At 73.6% G+C, this 20,101-nt stretch carries 21 protein-coding genes and 1 riboswitch; of the genes, 10 read left to right on the forward strand and 11 right to left on the reverse strand.

The window, feature by feature from the left end; genetic code table 11:
- Window position 1 precedes the first annotated feature (1 nt).
- Together AB0C17_RS18670 and AB0C17_RS18675 are read right to left on the reverse strand one after the other, a co-directional pair.
- Window positions 2-982, reverse strand: coding sequence for a hypothetical protein (locus tag AB0C17_RS18670; RefSeq protein ID WP_357479556.1), 981 nt, complete (start codon window positions 980-982; stop codon window positions 2-4).
- Between the two features lie 37 nt (window positions 983-1,019).
- Complete coding sequence (locus AB0C17_RS18675) at window positions 1,020-1,226, reverse strand: heavy-metal-associated domain-containing protein (RefSeq protein ID WP_357383276.1); 207 nt, start codon at window positions 1,224-1,226, stop codon at window positions 1,020-1,022.
- Window positions 1,227-1,306: 80 nt separating this feature from the next.
- Here AB0C17_RS18675 and AB0C17_RS18680 point away from each other — a divergent pair, with 80 nt between their 5' ends.
- From AB0C17_RS18680 to AB0C17_RS18695, 4 genes are all read left to right on the forward strand, one after another.
- Window positions 1,307-1,606 carry a metal-sensitive transcriptional regulator gene (locus AB0C17_RS18680; RefSeq protein WP_013283780.1) on the forward strand — a complete coding sequence of 100 codons (300 nt, stop codon included), beginning with the start codon at window positions 1,307-1,309 and terminating at the stop codon, window positions 1,604-1,606.
- A 156-nt stretch (window positions 1,607-1,762) separates the two neighbouring features.
- Window positions 1,763-1,942 (forward strand): SHOCT domain-containing protein, encoded by a 180-nt coding sequence (locus AB0C17_RS18685; RefSeq protein WP_281600365.1) that lies wholly within the window; start codon window positions 1,763-1,765, stop codon window positions 1,940-1,942.
- 151 nt (window positions 1,943-2,093) lie between these two features.
- Window positions 2,094-3,368, forward strand: coding sequence for a YibE/F family protein (locus tag AB0C17_RS18690; protein WP_357383273.1), 1,275 nt, complete (start codon window positions 2,094-2,096; stop codon window positions 3,366-3,368).
- Window positions 3,369-3,522: 154 nt separating this feature from the next.
- Window positions 3,523-3,654, forward strand: a riboswitch (cyclic di-AMP (ydaO/yuaA leader).
- 3 nt (window positions 3,655-3,657) lie between these two features.
- Window positions 3,658-4,686, forward strand: coding sequence for a hypothetical protein (locus AB0C17_RS18695; RefSeq protein WP_357383271.1), 1,029 nt, complete (start codon window positions 3,658-3,660; stop codon window positions 4,684-4,686).
- 58 nt (window positions 4,687-4,744) lie between these two features.
- Here AB0C17_RS18695 and AB0C17_RS18700 read toward each other — a convergent pair whose 3' ends face one another.
- The gene (locus AB0C17_RS18700) at window positions 4,745-5,398 is read right to left on the reverse strand and encodes a carbonic anhydrase (protein ID WP_357383269.1); all 654 of its coding nucleotides are present in this window, start codon (window positions 5,396-5,398) and stop codon (window positions 4,745-4,747) included.
- A gap of 166 nt (window positions 5,399-5,564) precedes the next feature.
- On the opposite strand from AB0C17_RS18700, the gene AB0C17_RS18705 reads away from it, so the two are divergent.
- Both AB0C17_RS18705 and mycP read left to right on the forward strand, forming a co-directional pair.
- Window positions 5,565-5,906, forward strand: a complete 342-nt coding sequence (locus tag AB0C17_RS18705) for a helix-turn-helix domain-containing protein (protein ID WP_357383267.1) — start codon at window positions 5,565-5,567, stop codon at window positions 5,904-5,906.
- A 56-nt stretch (window positions 5,907-5,962) separates the two neighbouring features.
- A complete protein-coding gene (gene mycP / locus AB0C17_RS18710; RefSeq protein ID WP_357479559.1) occupies window positions 5,963-7,201 on the forward strand; it encodes a type VII secretion-associated serine protease mycosin in 1,239 nt (412 codons plus the stop codon).
- Between the two features lie 60 nt (window positions 7,202-7,261).
- Here mycP and AB0C17_RS18715 read toward each other — a convergent pair whose 3' ends face one another.
- The 7 genes from AB0C17_RS18715 to eccCa all read right to left on the reverse strand — a co-directional run bounded on the left by AB0C17_RS18715 (window position 7,262) and on the right by eccCa (window position 13,897).
- Window positions 7,262-7,543, reverse strand: a complete 282-nt coding sequence (locus AB0C17_RS18715; RefSeq protein ID WP_013283773.1) for a WXG100 family type VII secretion target — start codon at window positions 7,541-7,543, stop codon at window positions 7,262-7,264.
- 28 nt (window positions 7,544-7,571) lie between these two features.
- On the reverse strand, window positions 7,572-7,880 hold the full coding sequence (locus AB0C17_RS18720) for a WXG100 family type VII secretion target (RefSeq protein WP_354868205.1): 309 nt from the start codon (window positions 7,878-7,880) through the stop codon (window positions 7,572-7,574).
- Window positions 7,881-8,092: 212 nt separating this feature from the next.
- The gene (locus AB0C17_RS18725) at window positions 8,093-8,362 is read right to left on the reverse strand and encodes a hypothetical protein (RefSeq protein ID WP_357383262.1); all 270 of its coding nucleotides are present in this window, start codon (window positions 8,360-8,362) and stop codon (window positions 8,093-8,095) included.
- A 12-nt stretch (window positions 8,363-8,374) separates the two neighbouring features.
- Window positions 8,375-9,103, reverse strand: coding sequence for a hypothetical protein (locus AB0C17_RS18730; protein ID WP_357383260.1), 729 nt, complete (start codon window positions 9,101-9,103; stop codon window positions 8,375-8,377).
- Window positions 9,104-9,134: 31 nt separating this feature from the next.
- Window positions 9,135-9,428, reverse strand: coding sequence for a hypothetical protein (locus AB0C17_RS18735; protein WP_357383258.1), 294 nt, complete (start codon window positions 9,426-9,428; stop codon window positions 9,135-9,137).
- Between the two features lie 18 nt (window positions 9,429-9,446).
- The gene (locus tag AB0C17_RS18740) at window positions 9,447-9,857 is read right to left on the reverse strand and encodes a YbaB/EbfC family nucleoid-associated protein (RefSeq protein WP_357383256.1); all 411 of its coding nucleotides are present in this window, start codon (window positions 9,855-9,857) and stop codon (window positions 9,447-9,449) included.
- A 74-nt stretch (window positions 9,858-9,931) separates the two neighbouring features.
- A complete protein-coding gene (gene eccCa / locus AB0C17_RS18745; protein WP_357383254.1) occupies window positions 9,932-13,897 on the reverse strand; it encodes a type VII secretion protein EccCa in 3,966 nt (1,321 codons plus the stop codon).
- 168 nt (window positions 13,898-14,065) lie between these two features.
- On the opposite strand from eccCa, the gene eccD reads away from it, so the two are divergent.
- A complete protein-coding gene (gene eccD / locus AB0C17_RS18750; protein ID WP_357383252.1) occupies window positions 14,066-15,463 on the forward strand; it encodes a type VII secretion integral membrane protein EccD in 1,398 nt (465 codons plus the stop codon).
- Here the strand turns inward: eccD and AB0C17_RS18755 are convergent.
- Complete coding sequence (locus AB0C17_RS18755) at window positions 15,447-16,619, reverse strand: type VII secretion protein EccE (protein WP_357383250.1); 1,173 nt, start codon at window positions 16,617-16,619, stop codon at window positions 15,447-15,449. The genes eccD and AB0C17_RS18755 overlap by 17 nt on opposite strands.
- Before the next feature lie 162 nt (window positions 16,620-16,781).
- On the opposite strand from AB0C17_RS18755, the gene eccB reads away from it, so the two are divergent.
- From eccB to AB0C17_RS18770, 3 genes are all read left to right on the forward strand, one after another.
- Complete coding sequence (gene eccB / locus AB0C17_RS18760) at window positions 16,782-18,251, forward strand: type VII secretion protein EccB (RefSeq protein ID WP_357383248.1); 1,470 nt, start codon at window positions 16,782-16,784, stop codon at window positions 18,249-18,251.
- A 115-nt stretch (window positions 18,252-18,366) separates the two neighbouring features.
- Complete coding sequence (locus AB0C17_RS18765; RefSeq protein WP_357383246.1) at window positions 18,367-18,738, forward strand: hypothetical protein; 372 nt, start codon at window positions 18,367-18,369, stop codon at window positions 18,736-18,738.
- Entirely contained in the window at window positions 18,731-20,017 is a 1,287-nt protein-coding gene (locus AB0C17_RS18770; RefSeq protein ID WP_357383244.1) for a WXG100 family type VII secretion target, read from the forward strand. The genes AB0C17_RS18765 and AB0C17_RS18770 overlap by 8 nt, the downstream gene beginning before the upstream one ends.
- Window positions 20,018-20,101: the final 84 nt, after the last annotated feature.

The following is a 20,101-nucleotide window of genomic DNA, read 5'->3' on the forward strand; positions in this document are numbered from 1 at the left end:
CTCAACTGTGCCCGTGCCCGGGGGTGCCGTGTCCGGCGTCCGGGGTCGGTGCGGGGGTGGATGTCGGCGCGGCGGGCGCCGGCGCGGTCTGGTCGCCGGCCAGGACGGTGAACTCGGCGGTGTGCACCGCGTCGCCGTGCCGGAAGTCCAGGTAGAGACGGTACGCCCCGGCCGACGGCACCTCGGCGGCGAACGTGACCGCCGGGCCTGCGGGTGTCTGCCCGTCGCCGGGCGTGCCCTCCGGGTGCACGTGCAGGTACGCCAGGTCGCCCTGCCGCAGTGCCACCAGGTGCCCGTACGCGCCGAGGTAGGGCTGAAGATCGGTGACCGGCCGCCCGTCGCGGCTGACGGAGAGCGTGAGCCGGCTGGTCCGGCCCGGCTCCGGCGTGCCGGTCAGGGTGACCGTGTAGCCGTCGACAGTCGTGCTGGTCGCCGGTGCCGGCAGCGGCCGGGCGGCCAGCTCGCCGGGGACGGTGACGTCCAGGCCGAGGGTGAGCGGCTCCCCGCCGCCCGGGGTGAAGTCGGCGAACGCCCGCCAGACGCCGGGGCCGTCCAACGGCGAGGCGACGCGCCAGGTGCCGTCGCCGTCCATCTCCGGGTGGACGTGCCGGAAGCCGGAGAGGTCCCGCCGGGCGACGATCAGGTGCATGCGCTTGTCGTGGGCCACCTCGTAGCGGGTGACGGGTGCGCCGTCCGGGCCGGTGATCCGGAAGGCGAACTGCCCCGCCGGGGCGGCGGCGGGCTGGAAGGTGTAGCCGCGTTCGGAGACGAGCAGGCCGCCGGGCAGGTGCGCGGAAGCGCCGCCCGCCTGGCTCTCGTCGCCGTGACCGGCGTCGCCGGCCCCGTGGTCGCTGTCGCTGTCGTCGTGGCGGGTCTCGGCGGCCGGGGTGACGGGATCGGCCAGGTTGCCGATCCCGTACGCCGCGCCGAACACCGCCACGAGGCCGAGGGCGAAGCCACTGAGCTTCGTCGCCGTGTTCATTGGTGTCTCCTCGGTTTCCGCGGGTCCGTCGGACCCGTCACGCACCGACGAGGTCGTAGCCGGCCTCGTCGACCGCCGCGCGGACCGCGTCCACGTCCAGCGGGTCCTGACTGGTGACGGTGACCCGGCCGCCGGCCAGGTCGACCTGGACGTCGGTGACGCCCGGAAGCGCGCTCAGCTCGGTGCTCACCGAGTTGACGCAGTGCCCGCAGGTCATGCCGCTCACCTGGTAGGTGCTCTCCATCTCGCCCTCCGATCTTATACCCCCCAGGGGTACGTTCGAGACGTTAGCATACCCCCGAGGGGTACGCTATCCTCGGTTCCATGACCGCGCCGTCCAGCCCGACCCGGGGCTACACCGCCAGCAAGGACCAACTCCTCGCCCGGCTCCGCCGCATCGAGGGTCAGGTCCGTGGCATCGAGAAGATGGTCGAGGACGACCGCTACTGCATCGACGTGCTCACCCAGATCTCGGCCATCCAGGCGGCGCTGGACAAGGTCGGCCTCGGCCTGCTCGACGGCCACGCCCGGCACTGCATGCACGAGGGCGCCGCCGAGGGCCGGGCCGACGAGATGGCGACCGAGATGATGGCCGCCGTCGGCCGCCTGATGAAGCGCGGCTGAGCGGGGACCTCCGGCCCCCGGAACCGGGCACATCGACCCGCGCCGACGCGTCGGGCCGGTCGTACCGTCGAAGTGGCGGGCAGGCCGACCCCGGCGGACCCGCGGCGACGGACGGAGGGCGGCCCGATGATGTGGCAGAGCCCGATGATGGGCTGGATGTGGATCTGGTCCCTGCTGGTGCTCGCGGTGCTGGCGGGGCTCGTCTGGGCGGCCGTGCGGTGGACCGGCCCCCAGTACCTGGGCCCGACGACGGCCCGGCGCATCCTGGACGAGCGGTACGCGCGCGGCGAGATCGACGAGGACGAGTACCGGCGACGCCGGGCCGGTCTGGCCTGATCACGCGAGGCGAGCGTCACCGGTCCCGGTGAGGTCAGGCTGCCTACCATGGCCGGGCGACGACCCGGACGTGGTCGACACGTCCGCGCCGCCCGGGTGACCAGACCGGTCCGGCGGACCAGGCGTCGCCCCGACCGTTGGGAGAGACGCCGTGGGTGCCGACCACACCCGCCCCGCACCCGCCGCGCCGCCGGGCGTACGCCGGCTGCTCGTCGCAGTGGTGGTGCCGCTGTTCGCACTCACCGTGATCGCGGCGCTGGTCCTCTGGCCCCGGCAGGACCGGGAGCCGGTCGGCGGCGCGGACGTCCCCCGCTACCACGGCACGGTGACCCGGGTGGTCACCGAGCCCTGCCCGCCGACCCCGGAGGCCCCGGACGGCGGGGGCGGCCCCTGCGGCACCGTGACGGTGACCGCCGAGCAGGGCCCGGACGCGGGCCGCCAGGTCGAGACGCCGATCCCGGCCGGGCCCGGCGCGCCCCGGGTCGCGGTCGGCGACGAGGTGGTCCTGGTCGAGCTGACCGATCCGGCCGACCCGGCGGTGAAGTCCTACAACATCGCCGAGCACCAGCGCGGCACACCGCTGATCTGGCTGATGGTGCTGTTCGCCGCCGCGATCGTGGCGTTCGGCCGCTGGCGCGGGCTGGCCGCGCTCGCCGGCCTGGCGGCCAGCTTCGCCATCCTGCTCGGCTTCGTGCTGCCAGGCATCGGCGCCGGCCAGCCGCCGCTGCTGGTGGCCATCGTCGGCGCCGCGTTGATCATGTTCGTGGTGCTCTACCTGACCCACGGGATCACCGCGCAGACGTCGGTGGCGGTGCTCGGCACGCTGGGCAGCCTGGTGATCACCGGCGTGCTCGGCCTGCTCGCCACGTCCGCCACCCACCTGACCGGCTTCGGCAGCGAGGACGCCACCACGCTGTCCATGTTCCAGGCCGACGTGGACCTGCACGGCCTGCTGCTGGCCGGCATCATCATCGGCTCGCTGGGCGTGCTGGACGACGTCACAGTCACCCAGGCGGCCACCGTCACCGAACTGGCGCACGCCAACCCCGGGCTGTCCCGGCGGCAGCTCTACCGCGCGGCGACCCGGGTCGGCCGGGCCCACATCGCGTCCACCGTCAACACCATCGTGCTGGCGTACGCGGGCGCCTCGCTGCCGCTGCTGCTCCTGCTGGTCGCCGACTCCCGCCCGGTCAGCGAGATCCTCACCAGCGAGTTCCTCGCCCAGGAGATCGTCCGCAGCGCGGTGGCCACGCTCGGCCTGATCGCCGCCGTACCGCTGACCACCGGCCTGGCCGCGATCGTGACCACCGCCGGACGGCGCCCGCGCGGCGCGGAGCCGGCGCCGCCCGCGCCCCGGCCGCCGGCCGGACGGGACGACGCGCTGGAGGCGCTCGGCGGCGGAAGGAGTACGGAGGCCGCATGGTGAGACTCCGCAGCGTGACCATCGATTTCAAACGCGACGCTGGTCACGGTGCGCCACGGCGAAATCTCGCTATTGGTCGGCTTCCGGACGTAGATCCTCACGAGTGCTGTCGGGTAACCTCGCTGCCGGTCACCGCCGAAGGCGCGCACCGGCGCCAGCGGTGCCGCCGCCCAATCGCCCACGGGCGAGCCGGGGAACCAGGTACATGGGGTGAATCCGCGACAGCGGTAGGGGCCACTTCCGTCCCGAACCCGTCAGCTAACCCGGTCGGCGGCCGACGGAAGGGAACACTGTGACGGCACCCCTGCGCCGCTGGCTGACACCCGTGGTGGCCGTGCTGGCCTCACTGGCCGTGCTGGCCGGGCCGACGCCGGCGACCGCGGCCCCCGCCGCGGCGGCACCCGGCAACCCCTCGGGCCACGAGGAGGACGGCGAACCGCCGCTCATCACCGAGGCGATCGACTCCGCCAACCGGAACTTCCTCCAGGCCAAGGCGAAGCTCGCCAAGTCGCAGGACCGCCAGCGGCGGCTGGCGGCCGAGGTGAAGACGGCACAGGCCGAACTCGACGCGCTCAGCCCGCAGGTCAACCAGCTCGCCGCCCAGTCCTACCGGACCGGCCGGATGGGCGCGATGGCGATGCTGCTGGAGAGCAACTCCCCCGACTCGTTCGTCCGCCGGGTCAACGCCCTGGACGAGCTGAACCTCCTCAACGCGCAGCGCCTGGCCGCCATCAACGCGGTCAAGACCCGCGCCGAGCAGGCCAAGATCGCGATGGACGCCGAGGTCCGCGAGCAGGAGAAGCAGAAGAACGCGATGGAGCGCGAGAAGGTGCAGGCCGAGCGCGCGCTGAAGCTGGTCGGCGGTCTCGGCTTCACCGGCGGACTGGTCTCCGCCACCTCACCGGTCGCCAAGATCGCCCCCGGCCGCACCGCCGACGGCGGGTGGAAGGCCGAGTCGTGCAGCGAGGACGACCCGACCACCTCGGGCTGCGTCACGCCGCGCACGCTGCACGCCTACAAGGAGGTCCGGCGCGCGGGCTTCAAGCGCTTCGTGGGCTGCTACCGGTCCGGCGGGCCGTGGGAGCACCCCAAGGGCAAGGCGTGCGACTGGTCGCTGCAGAACAGCGGCTTCGCACCCTGGCACAACAATGACACCCGCAGGTACGGCAACGAGGTGGCCGCCTTCCTCATCCGCAACGCCGACCGGCTGGGCATCTACTACGTCATCTGGAACCGGCAGATCTGGTTCCCGGCCACCGGCTGGCGCTCCTACAGCGGGCCGTCGAACCACACCGACCACGTCCACATGTCGCTGCTCTGACGCCGGACACCACGAAGAAGGGGCCGCCCTCGGGCGGCCCCTTTCGTCTTCCCGTGGATCAGCTCGCCAGCGCCGGGTCTGCGGGCGCCGCCGGGGCGGGCAGCGGGGCCGGGGCCTGCGCCACGGTCCGCACCTCGCCGCCGGCGAGACGGTACGACATGCCGACCACCGTGCACCGCCCCGCCGCCACCCGCTCGGCCAGCACGGTGGACCGGGCCAGCAGCGTCTCCACGGTCTGCGCGATGTGCACGTCGATGATGCCGTCGAGGTCCTCGACGCCCTGGCGGGCGGCGCGCAGCAGGCTGGGCGAGACCGCGTCCACCACCGCGCCCAGGTGCCCGGCCGGGGCGGCGCCGGTCCGGACCCCCTCGCGGGCGGCCTGGACCGCGCCGCACGAGTCGTGCCCGAGCACCACCACGAGCGGAGTGCCCAGCACGGTGACGGCGTACTCGACGCTGCCGAGCACCTCCGGCCCGGCGGTGTGCCCGGCGGTACGCACCACGAAGAGGTCACCGAGGCCGCGATCGAAGATGATCTCGGCGGCGAGCCGCGAGTCGGAGCAGCCGACGATCACCGCGAACGGGTGCTGGCCGTCGGCGACAGCCGCCCGGTGGCCGGCGTCCTGATTCGGATGCTGGGGGACGCCGGTGACGAACCGGTGATTACCGGCACGCAGTTCGGCAAGTGCCTGCTCCGGGGTCCTCGGCGTCATGTCGCTCACCTCGTCTACCAGGGAACTACCAGGCCGGACGGCCTCGCGACCAACGTTCACACGCCCCTCGGGAGCCGTCAAGATTCGTGATACGCATTTCATACTTTCCCGTCGCCGCCCGCCTCCGGACCGCGCCGATTCGGCAGGTGGCGGCGGTGGCCATAGCATGACCACCATGGCGACCACACCAGTTGAGGACGGGAGCCGCCGTAACTGGACCTTCCTCACCAACCACGGCCACGTGCTGCTGGCTATCGCACGCAACCCCACCGCCCGGCTGCGTGACGTCGCCGACGAGGTGGGCGTGACCGAGCGGGCGGCCCAGGCCATCGTCGCCGACCTGGAGGCCGGGGGTTACCTGCGGCGTACGCGGGTGGGACGGCGCAACGAGTACACGATCAACCCGAAGGGCCGCTTCCGGCACCCGGCCGAGGCCGACCAGCAGGTCGGCGCCCTGCTGGCCCTCTTCGCCGCCGAGCCGGCCGGGGACGCCGCCGCCGACCGGTGACCCGGCCGGGCACCACGTGTGCCCGCGCGAGCGGGCGCGGCGGGTAATCTCAGCGCGTGCGCGACAGCTTGCGGCCGGGCGCGACCACGGGACGCGTCCGGGCCGGACACCGGATCAGGTCCGTCCTCTCCGGAGCGGCGGTGGCCGCCCTGCTCGGCGGCGCGCTCGCGGTGCCCGCGCCCGCGCTGGCCGCCCCGAAGTGCGGCCCGACCGGCGGCCCCGCCCCCACCGAGGTGCCCTGGGCGATCAGCCGCCTCGACCCGGCTGCCGCGTGGCGGGTCGGCAAGGGCGCCGGGATCACCGTCGCGGTGATCGACTCCGGGGTCTCACCGGCCCACCCGCTGCTACGGGGACGGGTGCTGCCGGGGGAGGACTTCAACCAGCTCGTCCGCCTGAAGGGACAGTGCGACCTGGTCGGCCACGGCACCATGGTCGCGGGCATCATCGCCGGCCGGGAGGGCACCGGCTCGCCGTACACCGGCATCGCGCCGGAGGCGAAGATCCTGCCGCTGCGGGTGCTGGCCGAGAACAAGGAGAACTTCGACCCCAACGTGCCGGCCGAGATCGGCAAGGCGATCCGCTGGGCCGTCGACCACGACGCCGACGTGATCAACCTGTCCCTGGTCACGCTCGACGACCCGGCGCTGAAGTCCGCCGTGCAGTACGCGCTCGGCAAGGACGTGGTCGTCGTCGCCTCCGCCGGCAACCGGCAGGAGAACCGGGAGGACCGGCCGGCCTACCCGGCGGCGTACCCGGGTGTCATCGCCGTCGCCGGCATCGACGAGCAGGGCGGGCACGTCGGCAGCTCGGTCAGCGGCGACTATGTGGACATCGCCGGCCCCGGCCTGAACATCGTCGGGCCCGCGCCGCAGGGGTCGGGCTACCGGGCCGAACCGCAGGGCGGGACGAGCTTCGCCAGCGCGTACGTGTCCGGGGCGGCGGCGCTGGTGCGGGCCGCCCACCCGGACATCAGCGCCGAGGAGGTCGCCTACCGGCTGACCCGCACCGCCGACAACCCGCCCGACGGGCACAACGCCGAGGTCGGCTACGGGATGGTCAGCCCGTACCGGGCGGTCACCAGCCTGCTCGGCACCCGGAACGACCCGCCGCTGGGCGCCATGCCGCCACCGGCGCCGCCGGCCGACCCGCTGGCCTGGCAGCGCCCGGTCGCGATCTGGGTCGCCGTCGTGGGCGCGCTGCTGGCCGGCGTCCTGCTGACGCTGCGGCCCATCCTGGTACGCGGACGGCGGCGCGGGTGGCGGCCGGGCCGGCGCGACGTGCCGCAGGACGCCTGACGATGCACGACGGCTCCGCCCGGCACGAGCCGGAGCGGAGCCGCTGTGGACCGGTCGGGGTCAGTTGCCCCAGACCTTGGAGTTGCTCATCTCCGTGGTCATGTAGTTCTCGCGCGCGATGCCCACCGCGCCGCCGATCTCGTTCAGGACCTTGTTGATGTCCCGCACGGCGGCGTCCCACTGGGCCTGGTGCTGCTGGTAGGCGGCCCGGTCCTGGCCCTCCCACTCGAGCTTGGTCAGCATCGCCCGTAGCGTGTCCAGCTTCTCGTCGATGGTCCGCGAGATGGCCTGCATCTGCTGGTTGCTGCTCTCCAGAACAGCGTAATCAACCTTGATGCTCATCGATTCCTCCTCTGCCTGTCTTCGCGGATCACGGGTTGAGAGCAGCGTGGAACTTGTCCAGCATCTGCTGCTGCTCTTCGTCGTTCACCTGGTGCGTGGTGCCCGACTTGTCGAGCAGGTCCGCGATGTTGTCCATCGCGGTCAGCAGCTTCGCCGTGTCCTCGTTCCAGCGGTTCATCAGGCCCTGGAAGCCCGTGGACGCCTGGCCCTTCCAGGCCATCGCCAGGTCGTCGACCACGTTCCACAGCTTCTTGAGCTCGCCGTCGACGTCGCTGCGCGTGGACCGCACGTCACTCGCGGCGGTGTGCAGAGTCGCTGCACTGACCTCGAACGCCATGCTTCACACCCTTCCGTCATCTTGTGGCGGCGGTTCCGCCGCGCCCTCCCCCGCGGCAAGGCGTACACACCCCACCGACGGACACTTCATCCGAACCGTAGCGGACGACGTCCAACCCGCGCAGCCCTGATGACCCATCGACGTATTCCGACAGCCCTCAACGGCAACGCGATCCGGCGTCGTCCGTACGAGGTGGACGGTCGTCGCCGAGGTCAGGGACGTTCCCGTGTGGATCTGACGATCGTCGACACGCCGAAGGCCAGCACCGCGATCAGCAGCACCACCACGACCCACAGCACCGGCTTGGTGAACGCGCGCTGGAACGCCAGCACCAGCAGCGCCGCGCAGGTGCTCAACGCCACCACCTCGGCGGCCCGCCGCAGCTTCGCCGAGCGGGTCAGCCCGGCGAACAGCATCAGGACCACGAAGACCGGGATGGTCAGCAGCACGTACAGCAACAGCGAGAAGAGCAGGGTTTCCACGCGTCGCTCCCGTCACCCGTAGAACTTGGAGTCCCGCACCCAGTCGATCTTGATGTCCTTGATGTCCGGGTCGGAGCCGGTCGGCGCCCAGCCGGGACGGGAGTCCGCGGTGAAGGTGAACCGGTCGTCGGTGTGGAAGGCGGCCAGCAGCGCGTGCAGCAGCGCGCTGATCTCGCCGAAGACCAGGACCAGGATGGCGGCCGTCGCGGCCAGGCCGGCGATGCCGATGGCCTGGGCCAGCGCCGTGGTGGCGGGAAAGAACTGGAGCGCGATCGAGGCGATCACCGCGACCAGGATCGGCATGAGCGCCTGGGCCAGGCCGGAGACCGCGTCGTTGTACGCGTCGCGGGCCGCGGTGAGCGTGTCCCGGTTGGCGGCGAACGCCTCGGCCAGCGAGTTGATCTCCGCGCCGAGCTTGCGGAGGAACAGGTCGAACGCGTCCCGGTCGTCGAAGTCCCACTCCGCCGCGTCCGGCGGAACCGCCGCCATGGCCGCGCCGAACTGGTCCGCGCCGAGCAGGCGGGCCGCCTCGTCCCACTTCTTGATCGACTCGTTCACCTGCTGGTTGTCGAACGACTCCAGATAGAGGATCGTGCCGATCAGCGCCGCCGAGGCGGCGATCCAGACCAGGTTGCCCTTGGCGATGGCCGCCGCCGAGCGGACCGGAGCCGTGGTCTGCGCGACCGACACCGAGCCGGTCACCGTCCCCGAGGCGTTGGCGATGAGGATCTCCGGTGGCATCAGGCGTCCCTTCCGTGGCGGACCCGGCCGGTCACTTGACCACCCAGGGCTGATCCGACTTCTCCCAGTTCTTCGCGCTCTGTTCGAGCTGCTCGGCGACCCTGCGCAGATGCTCCACACCGCCGCGGACGTTGGCCAGGTGCCCGTCCACAGCCGCGTTGTGCCGCTCCACCGCCCCGGTGCCGAACCAGCTCAGCGCAGTGCCGGGCAGCTTGACCTCGGCCAGCAGCGTCTCGACGTTGCGCAGGTATTGGATCGGGCCGTCCGGGGCGTCGAGCCGCTGGCCGGCCTTCCGGATCGCGTCGACGTCGACGGTGTTCGGCATCGTCGGCCTTCCTCTCGTTCAGCGCCGCAGGTTGCGGGTCGGGTCGGACAGGTCCACCCCGAAGCGGCGGAACCAGTCTTCGGGGGTGAGCGTGCCGTTCTGCGCCTGGCGGACCGTCTCGGAGTCGCCGAGCATCTCGCTCAGCATCTCGCGCTGCCGCTCCTCGAAGGCGGCGTACGCCGCGTCGATCGCGGCCTGCATCGACTCGGCCAGGGAGAAGCTGTCCAGCCGCATCGCCCGCGCGTTCAGCTCGACGTCGCCGACCTTCATGTCGCCGTCCACAGTCACCCGCACCAGCCCGTCCGGGCTCTCCCCGGTGACCCGTAGCTCCGCGCGCTGCCGCTGGAGCTCGGCCAGCCGGCGCTGCTGTTCCTGCGCCTGGCGCAGCAGGCCCTCCATTGCCGCACCGAAACCCGACGGGCTGCTCACCTACGCGCCCCTTTCCCACTCGCGACGATCGATCGGGCCGACGCTACCGGACCGGACTCCCGCCGTCCGTCCCGTCAGGCGGGTTCCGTCCACGCGGTCTGGATGAGCTGCTGACCGTCGCGGCGGCGCACGAGCGTGCCCCGGCCCGGCGGCTGCGGGGTCGGCCGCAGGTTGCCGAAGACCGCGCCCTCCTCCCGGCTGCCGGACATCAGCAGGCCCGGCGAGTCCAGCTCGCGCAGGCGTTGCAGCACCGGCTCGTACAGCGCCCGGGCGACACCGCCGACCCGGCGCGTGATGATCAGGTGCAGGCCGATGTCCCGCGCCTGCGGCAGCAGTTCGTGCAGCGCGCTGAGCGGGTTGCTGCCACCGGAGGCGACCAGGTCGTAGTCGTCCACCAGGATGTACAGCTCCGGGCCCTTCCACCAGCTCCGGTCGCGCAGCTGCGCGGTGGTCACGTCCGGGCCGGGCAGCCGGTTCTGCAGGGCGCTGCGTATCGACCCGAGCCCCTGGCTGAACACCTGGTTCGACGGCGCGTAGTCGAGCAGGTGATCCCCCTCGACCGCGCCCAGCAGACCACGCCGGTAGTCGGCGATGACCAGCCGCGCCTGGGCCGGGGTGTACCGCTCGGCGATCCCCCGGGCGATCAGCCGCAGCAGGTTGGTCTTGCCGCACTCGGCGTCGCCGAACACGGTCAGGTGCGGCTCCCCCGCCAGGTCCAGGTAGACCGGGGCGAGCGCCGACTCGTTGACGCCGATCGGGATGCCCGGGGCGGACCTGTCGACCACCTTCGCCAGCTCGGTCACCGTCAGCCTGCGCGGCAGCAGCCGCACCTTCGGCGCCGGCTGTCCCGGCCAGTTCGCCGCGACGTGACCGGCCAGCGCCACCGACGCCTCGGTCAGGTCCTCGATGTCACGCTTGCCGTCGATCCGCGAGATCGCGGTCAGGAAGTGCAGCTTGTCCCGGGTCAGACCGCGACCGGGCGCGCCCACCGGCACGTTCTGCGCCGCCCGCCTGTCGATCTCCGACTCCGACGGGTCACCGAGCCGCAGCTCCAGCTTGGTGCCGAGCAGGTCCCGCATGTTGATCCGGATCTCCGCCCACCGCACCGCCGTGATCACCACGTGCACACCGAAGCCCAGGCCCCGGTTCGCCAGGTTGGTGATCGTCTGCTCCAGCTCCTCGTACTCCTGACGCAGCGTGTTCCAGCCGTCCACCACGAGGAAGACGTCACCGAACGGGTCGTCGGCGAACTCACCCGCCGCCCGGCGACGCCGGTAACTGGCCACCGAGTCGATGCCGTGCTGAGTGAACCGGTTCTCCCGCTCGTCGATCACCGCGACCACCTCGGCCACCGTCCGCCGGACCGCCTCGGTGTCCCGCCGCCCCGCCACACCCGAGGTGTGCGGCAGCCCCTCCAGGCTGCGCAGCGCGCCGCCGCCGAAGTCGAGGCAGAAGAACTGCACCTCGCGCGGCGTGTGGGTGAGCGCCAGCGACGCCAGCATCGACCGCAGCATCGTGCTCTTGCCGCTCAGCGACGCCCCCACGATCACCACGTTGCCGCCCGCCCCGGCCAGGTCCACCATCATCGGATCGCGGCGCTGCTCGTACGGCCGGTCCACGATGCCCACCGGCACCGCCAGCCGGCCCCGCCCCGGCCAGTCGGCGGTGGTCAGGCCGTACGTCGGGTGCACGCTCAACTTCGGCAGCAACTCGGCCAGCCCGGACGGTTCCGCCAGCGGCGGCAGCCACACCTGGTGCGCCGGCTTGCCGCGGCCCTTGAGCTGGCCGATCAGCACGTCCAGCATCGCCACGGCCTTGCCGTCGCCGGCCTGCTCCGGTTCCGGGGTCGCCTCCGCCGGGCTGGGCGTCGCGGGCGCCGGCACGTAGTCGATGCCGTACGGGACGATCCGGCGCTGCACCTGCGCCCGGGTGGAGCGCTGCACCTGCCCCGGCGCCCGGTACGGGCCGGAGACGTAGGCGGCGCGGAACCGCAGCATGGTCGCGGTGTCGGTCTTCAGGTAGCCGTGACCGGGCGCGCTGGGCAGCTCGTACGCGTCCGGCACGCCGAGCACGATCCGGCTCTCCACCGCCGAGAACGTACGCAGACCGATCCGGTACGACAGGTGCGTGTCCAGGCCGCGTAGCTTGCCCTCCTCCAGCCGCTGCGAGGCCAGCAGCAGGTGCACGCCGAGCGACCGGCCGAGCCGGCCGATCATCACGAACAGGTCGATGAAGTCCGGCTTGGCCGCCAGCAGCTCGGAGAACTCGTCACAGATGATCAGCAGGCTGGGCATCGGCTCCAGCTGCTCACCGGCGGCCCGCGCCTTCTCGTAGTCGTACCGGGAGACGTAGTTGCCCGCCGCCCGCAGCACCTCCTGCCGGCGGTTCATCTCACCGGCGAGCGCGTCCCGCATCCGGTCGACCAGCGGCAGCTCGTCGGAGAGGTTCGTGATCACCGCGCTGGTGTGCGGCAACGCGTCCAGCGAGGCGAACGTCGCGCCGCCCTTGAAGTCGACGAGGACGAAGTTCAGCTCCTCCGAGGAGTGCGTCACGGCGAGCGCCCCGACCACCGTACGCAGCAGTTCGCTCTTGCCGGAGCCGGTAGCGCCGATGACCAGGCCGTGCGGGCCCATGCCCTCGTGCGCGGACTCCTTGAAGTCGAGCTCCACCACGTTGCCGTCCGGACCCAGGCCGAGCGGGATGCGCAACCGGTCGCGGTGGCTGCGCGGACGCCACGTCTGCCGGACGTCCACAGTCGCCGCGTCGCCGACACCGAGCAGATCGGGCAGCTCCATGCTGCGGGCCAGCGGCTCCTCGGTGCTCGCGCCCTGCTGCTGGGAGAGCCGGAACGGGGCGATCTGCCGGGCCAGCCCCTCGGCCGCGCTCAGGGAGAGCCGGTCCGGCCGGCCGAGCCGCGACGTGGCGGCGCCACGGACCAGGTCCAGCCCGGTGCCGTCCCCCGCGTCCAGGCAGAGCAGCCAGCGCCCGGCGTCGCGCGGTACCGCGCCGGACAGGTCGAACACCGTCGTGCCGAGCAGGCCCGGCCCGGTCAGCGCGCAGGTCGCCGAGACCTCGCCGCCGTCCAGCACCACCACCACGTGTGGAGCGGTGGTCAGCGGCTTCGCCTCCGGCGCGAACCGGGGCCGCCCGCCCAGATCCTGGGCCAGCGCGGTCTCCGCCTCGTCCAGCGCGGCGTACACCATCCGGCGCGCGCCCGCCGCGTCCGTACGCCCCGGGTGCTGGGCGTGCGGCAGCCACTTCACCCAGTCCCAGGCCGCCTGCCGGTCCGGCGCGGCCACCACCACCACCAGGAGGTCCTCCGGGGCGTGGAACGTGACCAGCTGGCCCAGCGCGGCCCGCGCCAGATCCAGCACCGCCTCCCGGTCGCCGCGCAACGCGATCCGGCTGAACGCGCGCAGCGACAGCGCGGTCGGCAGATCCGGCACGCTGGAGTGGGCCCGGACGAACCGGCGCAGCGCGATCGCGCTCATCGGTTCCAGGTCCTCCACCGGCTTGGTCTCCGGCGGCACGATCTCCACCGCGAGCCGCTGCGGGCCGAGCGCGATCCGCACCTCGCCGAAGTCGTCCTCGGTGATCCGCCGCTCCCAGAGCCGGCGCGAGGCGGCGATCGACCAGAGCGCGTCCGGCTCCGGGTGCCGCCACGTCATCGCGGCGCGCTGCTGCTCGGCCGCCCGCCGGGTGCGCTTGCGCATCTGCGCGAGGTAGCGCATGTAGTCGCGCCGCTGGGCGTTCAGCTCGGCCTTGTCCTTGCCGCCGTTGCCGAGCGTGCCGATCGCCATGCCCAGCATGGACACACCGAACAGGCCACCCGCGACGTACGTCATCATGCCGCCGCCCCGGCCCGCGTAGAGGAACGCCATCGCGCCGACACCGCAGAGCATCGGCAGGATCATCAGCACCTGGCCCATGCCCTTGGCCTGCGGCTCGGGCAACTCGGGCGGGGACTCCAGCAGCACCTCGCCGCGCGGCAGCGCGGGCCCCGGTTGACGCGGAAGTCGGCGGAACACCACCGTACTCACGGCTCTCCCTCCCCAGAAGCGGCCCTGATCGTGGTCTGCCACCGCCGGTGAGCGTCGGGTGGGCAACCTGTGCGACCGCCATCGTAGGTAATCTCCGTCAGGCGTCGTGGACCCGTGGGGGCGGCGCCGACGGCCCAGCGGATCGTATGCGAGCACGAGGAGGCCACTGTGGCGACGAAGACGGCGACCGGCGGACTGAGCCGGATCACCATCGTGGCGCCGCGTACCAGGATGGACCTGGCGCTGCCGTCCGACGTGCCGCTCGCCGACCTGCTCCCCACGCTGCTGCGGTACGCGGGCGAGGACCTGGCCGACGAGGGCGTACGGCACGGCGGCTGGGCCCTGTCCCGGCTCGGCGGCCAACCGCTCGACGGTGGCCGTACCGCGGCGCAGCTCGGGGTACGCGACGGCGAGGTGCTCTACTTCAACCCGCGTGCGGCGACCGCCCCCGAGATCGTCTTCGACGACGTGGTGGACGCGGTCGCCACCTCCACCACCCAGCGGGCGGGCGCCTGGCAGGTGGGCACCACACGGCTGTTCGCGGTCCTGCTCGCCGCCTCGGCGCTGGCCGGGGGCGCGGTGGCGACGCTGCTCACCGGCCCGCCGCAGCTGCCCGGCGCGGCCGCCGCCTTCGTGGTCGCGGTGGCGCTGCTGGTCGGCGCCGCGGTGCTGTCCCGGGCCGCCGGTGACAGCCGCACCGGCGCGGTGCTGGCCCTCGTCGGAATCGGTTACGCGGGCGTCGGCGGCCTGCTGGTGCTCGCCGGGGACCGGACGCTCGGCGAGCTGGCCGGCCCGCACGTCCTGCTCGCCGGCACCGCCGTGGTGGTGTTCGGCGCGATCGCCGCGCTCGCGGTCGGCGACCGCCTGCCGCTGTTCCTCGGCGCGGTGGGCGTGGGCGGCGCGGTCGGCCTCGGCGCGGTGCTCAGCCTGGCCTTCGGCATCGGCGCGGCGGCCTCGGCGGCGATCGTCGCGACCGTCGCGTTCGGCGCGCTGCCCGCGCTGCCGATGCTCGCCTACCGCCTGGCCCGGCTGCCGGTGCCGTCCATCCCCACCGGACCGGACGACCTCAAGACCGACACCGAGTCGGTGGACGGCCCGTCGGTGCTGCGCAACAGCGAGCGCGCCGACGGGTTCCTCACCGGCCTGCTCTGGACCGTCTCGCTGCTGGTGCTCGGCGGCGAGGTGGTGCTCGCCGAGGACGGCCGGCTCCCGGCGGTCCTGCTCTGCCTGGTGCTGGCGCTGCTGTCGCTGCTGCGGGCACGCCCGTTCCTCAGCCGCGCCCAGCGCACGCCGGTGCTGCTGTCCGGCACCGTCGGCCTGGCGCTTGTCGCCGCCGCCACGTTCGCCGCGGGCTCGCTCGCGGTACGGCTCGGGCTGATCCTCGGCGGCCTGGCCGTGGTGGCCGTGATCAGCCTGGTCTACGGCCTGACAGTGGCCGGCAAGCGGATCTCCCCGGTCTGGGGCCGGACCCTGGACATCATCGAGATCCTGCTGATCGTCGCGCTGGTGCCGCTGACCTTCTGGGTCTGCGGCGCGTACGGCTGGATCGTCAACCTTCGACCGTGACCGTCCCCATCGCGGTGCCGACCGGCGCGGTGGCGTAGACGCCCGGACCGTGCTGGCCGTCCAGCGGGCGGGCCGGCACGCCCGCGCGCCGGGCCATCTCCCGGACCGCCTTGACAAGCGCCTCGGCGTGCCCGTCCATGGCCGCCACCCGCAGCAGCGGCGGCACCCGCCGGCCGCCCGGGAGCACCACCGCGGCGACCGTGTGCGAGGGCGCGGAGGTGGCCGTGACCGCGTCCACGAGCGCGCCGAGCGATCCGTTGGGGCGTACCCGCAGGGCCAGGCAGCGCTGCGTCCAGCCGCCCCCGCGCAGGCTGGTCCACGTCTCCACCGGGGACTCCGGCGCGAGGTCGAGCCCGGCCCCGGACACCACCGCCGCGTGCAGTTCGTCGCGGTCGAGCACCCGGTGGGCGAGGCCGGCGGCGTTGAGCGCCTTGCCGAGCCGGCCCACGCCGGCCGCCACCGTGCGGTGCACGCCGCGCAGCCCGCCGCCCCGGCTCACCGTCTCGGCCCGCGCGTCGGACACCGACAGGCGCAGCGCCACCCACACGGTCCGGTACGCGGACGGCGGCGCGCCGGGAGCCGGGTACCAGACGAGGGTGTGCGAGACGACCTGGGTCTGGGTGACCGGGCCGGAGAAGTCGGCGAGCACCGCGAGCGCGCGGTCCACCACCGCCGCCTCGACCGACCCGGCGGGCGCGCCGGGACGGCCGGTCAACGCCAGCGCGGCGAACCAGCCCCGGTCGTCCTGCCCGATGCCGAGCCGGGTGCCGCGCTCGGTCAGCTCCACCACTGTCAGCTCCGGCGCGAGCGCGGCGAGCCGCGGGTCACCGCCGGGCGCCGCACCCCGGGCCCGGTCGCGGCGCCGGCGCAGCCGGCGGCGGAGCATCAGGTCCTCGTACCACCAGCGGCCGCCCCGGCGCGCGAAGGCCGCGCCCACGGCCAGCAGCGCCAGTACGGCGACCACCGCGAGCAGCCACGTCGGGCCGGCGGTGGCGAACCAGACGGCGAGCGCCGCGCACTCCACCGCCACGAGCTGCCCGACCACGATCGGGCCGAGCCGTCCCCGGCGGCGCCTGTCCGCCGGGGTGACCGGCCGGTCCGCCGGTACGGCGGGAGCGGTGGCGGTACGACCGGGTGGCGCCTGGAGCTGCGTCATCGGTGTGCGTCCCTTCTGGACATGCTGGGCCTCCGCCGGGCGGCTGCTGTCGTTCGGGCGGCGGACGGGGTCCGGCGCACCCCCGACGGCCCCTTATCGTAGGGAAGCCCGCGGCGCCGCTCGGACCTGTCGTCGTGGACCCACCCCCGCCGGAGGTTAGTCATGCGGACCCGCCGCGATCAGGTGCAGGCGTACCGCTTCGTCACCCGCCGCATCGTCTCCGCCCTGCTCTCCGGCGACCCGGAGACCAACGAGCTGCCGATGCGCCGCCTCGGCATGGCGGTGTTCGGCAGCGTCATCGCGGCAGCCGTGGTGCTCGGCGGCGTGGGCGCGTACGGGCAGCTCACCAGCAACTCCGCGCCGCTGGAGCCGAACACGCTGGTGATCGAGCGGGAGACCGGCGCGACGTACTACTTCGGCGAGGACAAGGTGTTGCGCCCGACGCTCAACTACGCCTCGGCGCGGTTGATCGTCAACGACGCGGCGGCGCAGCCGCGCACCATGTCCCAGGCGTCGATCAAGGACCGTCCACGCGGGCGGCTGGTCGGCATCGTGGGCGCCCCGGACGACCTGCCGGATCGCAAGTCCCTGGTCGGGCTGCCGTGGTCGGTGTGCGACGTACCGGATCCGAACGACCCGCAGCGCTCCACCACGCATCTGGTGATCGACCGCGCGCTGCCCGGCGGCACGTCGCTGGCCGACCGGGCCGTGGTGGTGCGGACCAGCGACGCCCGCTACCTGCTCACCGGCGGTTCCCGGCTGCGGGTGGCCGGTGACGAGCAGGCGCTGGTGGCGTTGAAGATGGCCGGCGCGACGAACCTGACCGTCGGGCAGCAACTGCTGAACGCGGTCCCGGTCGGTCCGGTGCTGCGCAAGCCTTCGATCGCCGGGGACGGCGGCGCGAGCGGGCTCACCGTGGCCGGCCGGCCGGCCCGGATCGGCCAGGTCTACCAGGCCGCCGGCCAGTACTACGTGCTCACCCGGCAGGGCCTGGCCACCGTCCGGGAGGTCACCGCGCTGCTGCTGCTCGGCGGCGGCGGCGAGGTGACGCAGATCACTCCGGACGAGGCGGGCCGGCTCCTCACCGACCAGCGGCTGGACGCGGACGGCCTGCCGGCCCGCCTGCCGGCGCTGCACGAGGTCCGCGTGGGCCGCACCGTGCTCTGCGCCACCTACCGGCCCGGCCCGGCGGGCCAGCCGCCGACCACCACGCTGGAGGTCTTCGACACCGCGCCGGCCGAGCTGACCTCGGCGACCGCGATGCCGGCGCGGCAGGGCGGCCGGGACGCCGTACGCACCGCCGAGCACGTGCTCCTGCCCGGCGGCAAGGGCGTGCTGGTGCAGGCCACGGCCGGCGAGAGCGGCAAGGCGGCGGCCGGGTCGACGGTCTACCTGATCACCGCGCAGGGCATCCGCTTTCCGCTGGGCACCGCCGGGGGTGACGCCAAGAGCGCGCTCGGATACGGCGACGTGACGCCGCTCGCGGTGCCCGCGTCACTGCTGGCGCTGGTGCCGACCGGCCCGACGCTGTCCCGGCAGGACGCGATGGCGTACTTCGATGCGTCAGCGCCCGCGGCGCCCGCCGCGACACCCTCGGCCGGTGGCGCGGCCGCCCAGGTCCAGGGCGGTTGACCGCCCTCCCCTCATCCGAAGTGGAGGATCCGCGTCACGGGTCGCCCGGGTTGGCACGCTTCGACTAACCTGAGTGCGGCGTACGGTTATCGACGAGGACTACGGGGATGCAGCCATGACGGGGCGCACGACAGTAGACGTACTGTCCTTGGAGGACTTCCACCAGCGGCTCGAGCGGCGCCTGGACCAGGCGGAGTCGGTGTTGCGCAAGCTCAACACCCAGATGCAGTGCCGCCCGCCGGCCCTCGGGACGTTCACCGACGCGACCGACAACGCGCGTCGCTACTCCGAGACGCACCAGAGCTACGTCAACCACGTCGACCGGCTGCGCCGGGCGATCCTGGCCGCCCGCGAGGCGACCCAGAAGATCATGACGAACTACAAGACCGCCGAGGCCCGCAACGCCGCCGCCGCGGCCGACATCGCCGCCGCCCTCTCCGGGCTCGACGAGGCGATGAAGCAGCCGAAGGAGGACCCGCGTGTCTGAGTACACACGGCGCTACGAGCACGTCAGCCACGAGGAGCTCTACCAGGACGTCAAGGCGGGCGACCCGAAGCAGATCGAGGCGCTGAGCGCCCAGTGGACATCCCTGAAGGGCACGCTCGACGACCTCGGCCGCGATCTGACCGCCGACCTGGAGGCGCTGACGAAGACCTGGTCCGGCGACGCCGCGCGGGAGTTCCACCGCCGGCTGGGCATGGTCGTGAGCTACTCGGGCAGCCTCGCCGAGGGCATGACGGGCATCCGGCAGGGCCTCGACATGATGTCCAGCGAGCTGCGGGCCGCGCAGGCCAAGGCCGAGAGCCCGGAGAAGACGGAGGACAACGACAAGCTGCTCTCCGGCGCCGGCAAGGGCTTCCTGCTCGGCGGCGCCGCGGGCGCGGTGATCGGCGGGATCGTCGGCCACCAGCAGGACAAGGCCGAGCAGGAGAAGGCGCACCAGCGGATGGTGCAGGTCGTGGCGAAGCTCGCCGAGGGCTACGACTTCTCGGCGTACAGCCGGATCGTGGTGCCGGAGCCGCCGGCGGCCGAGCTGCCCGGCCACACCGGTAACGGTGACCCCACGCTGCAGAACGGCCCGTCGGTGAAGACGCCGTCGTCCGGCCCGAGCCTGGGCAGCTTCGGCCCGGGCGCGAGCGCCACCGCGACCAGCTCGGGCGTGCACCACGCGGCCCCGACCGGCGGCACGCCCGGTGCGGGCACTCCGGGTTCGGGCGCTCCGGGCGGCCAGCCCGGCGCGGGCACCCCGGGTTCGGTGCCGACCACCGGGACGGTCGACCCGGGCGGCACCTCGCTGGCCGGCGCCACTCCGCTGACCAGCACCCTCGGCGGTCCGACTGTCGGCGGCGGCCCGGGCTTCGGCCCCGGCGGCGGCCCGGCGACGATGACCGCCGGCGGCCCCGGCGGCGGCTCGCTCTACGGTGCCCCCGGCGTGCTGAGCACCGGCGCGCTCGCGGGCACCGGCCCCAACTCGGCGGCCTCGGCCCGCCTCGGCGGCATGCCCGGCGCGGAGACCCGCTCGGCAGCCGGCACGGGTCGGCTCACCTCCGGTCGCGGCCTCGTCGTCGACGCCGGGAGCAAGTCCGCCGAGCGCACCGGCGGCGCAAACGGGCGGCCCGCGATGGCCGGCCGCGGCGGCGTGCTGGGCGGGCGCGGCGGCCACGGCGACGACGAGTCGGACGGCCGGCTGACCTGGCTCACCGAGGACGAGATGGTCTGGGGCGACGGTGACGCCGCTCCGCCGCCGGTACTCGGCGGCAACTGACCCCGGCATCCACGAGACGGCGCGGCACCCCGGCAGGGGCGCCGCGCCGTCTCGCGTCGGGCCTGCGTGAGGGTCCGTCCACAC

Origin of the sequence: Micromonospora sp. NPDC048887 (assembly GCF_040649715.1) — a bacterium.
Taxonomy (GTDB): domain Bacteria; phylum Actinomycetota; class Actinomycetes; order Mycobacteriales; family Micromonosporaceae; genus Micromonospora.

Excerpts from the sequence above, each read along its gene's own strand:
- AB0C17_RS18700 (WP_357383269.1), bottom strand. The coding sequence starts at position 5,398 with ATGACGCCGAGGACCCCGGAGCAGGCACTTGCCGAACTGCGTGCCGGT.
- AB0C17_RS18755 (WP_357383250.1), bottom strand. The coding sequence starts at position 16,619 with ATGACGCAGCTCCAGGCGCCACCCGGTCGTACCGCCACCGCTCCCGCC.
- AB0C17_RS18730 (WP_357383260.1), bottom strand. The coding sequence starts at position 9,103 with ATGCCACCGGAGATCCTCATCGCCAACGCCTCGGGGACGGTGACCGGC.
- AB0C17_RS18735 (WP_357383258.1), bottom strand. The coding sequence starts at position 9,428 with ATGCCGAACACCGTCGACGTCGACGCGATCCGGAAGGCCGGCCAGCGG.
- AB0C17_RS18715 (WP_013283773.1), bottom strand. The coding sequence starts at position 7,543 with ATGAGCATCAAGGTTGATTACGCTGTTCTGGAGAGCAGCAACCAGCAG.
- AB0C17_RS18670 (WP_357479556.1), bottom strand. The coding sequence starts at position 982 with ATGAACACGGCGACGAAGCTCAGTGGCTTCGCCCTCGGCCTCGTGGCG.
- AB0C17_RS18685 (WP_281600365.1), top strand. The coding sequence starts at position 1,763 with ATGTGGATCTGGTCCCTGCTGGTGCTCGCGGTGCTGGCGGGGCTCGTC.
- AB0C17_RS18680 (WP_013283780.1), top strand. The coding sequence starts at position 1,307 with ATGACCGCGCCGTCCAGCCCGACCCGGGGCTACACCGCCAGCAAGGAC.
- AB0C17_RS18705 (WP_357383267.1), top strand. The coding sequence starts at position 5,565 with ATGACCACCATGGCGACCACACCAGTTGAGGACGGGAGCCGCCGTAAC.
- AB0C17_RS18765 (WP_357383246.1), top strand. The coding sequence starts at position 18,367 with ATGACGGGGCGCACGACAGTAGACGTACTGTCCTTGGAGGACTTCCAC.
- AB0C17_RS18720 (WP_354868205.1), bottom strand. The coding sequence starts at position 7,880 with ATGGCGTTCGAGGTCAGTGCAGCGACTCTGCACACCGCCGCGAGTGAC.
- eccB (WP_357383248.1), top strand. The coding sequence starts at position 16,782 with ATGCGGACCCGCCGCGATCAGGTGCAGGCGTACCGCTTCGTCACCCGC.
- AB0C17_RS18675 (WP_357383276.1), bottom strand. The coding sequence starts at position 1,226 with ATGGAGAGCACCTACCAGGTGAGCGGCATGACCTGCGGGCACTGCGTC.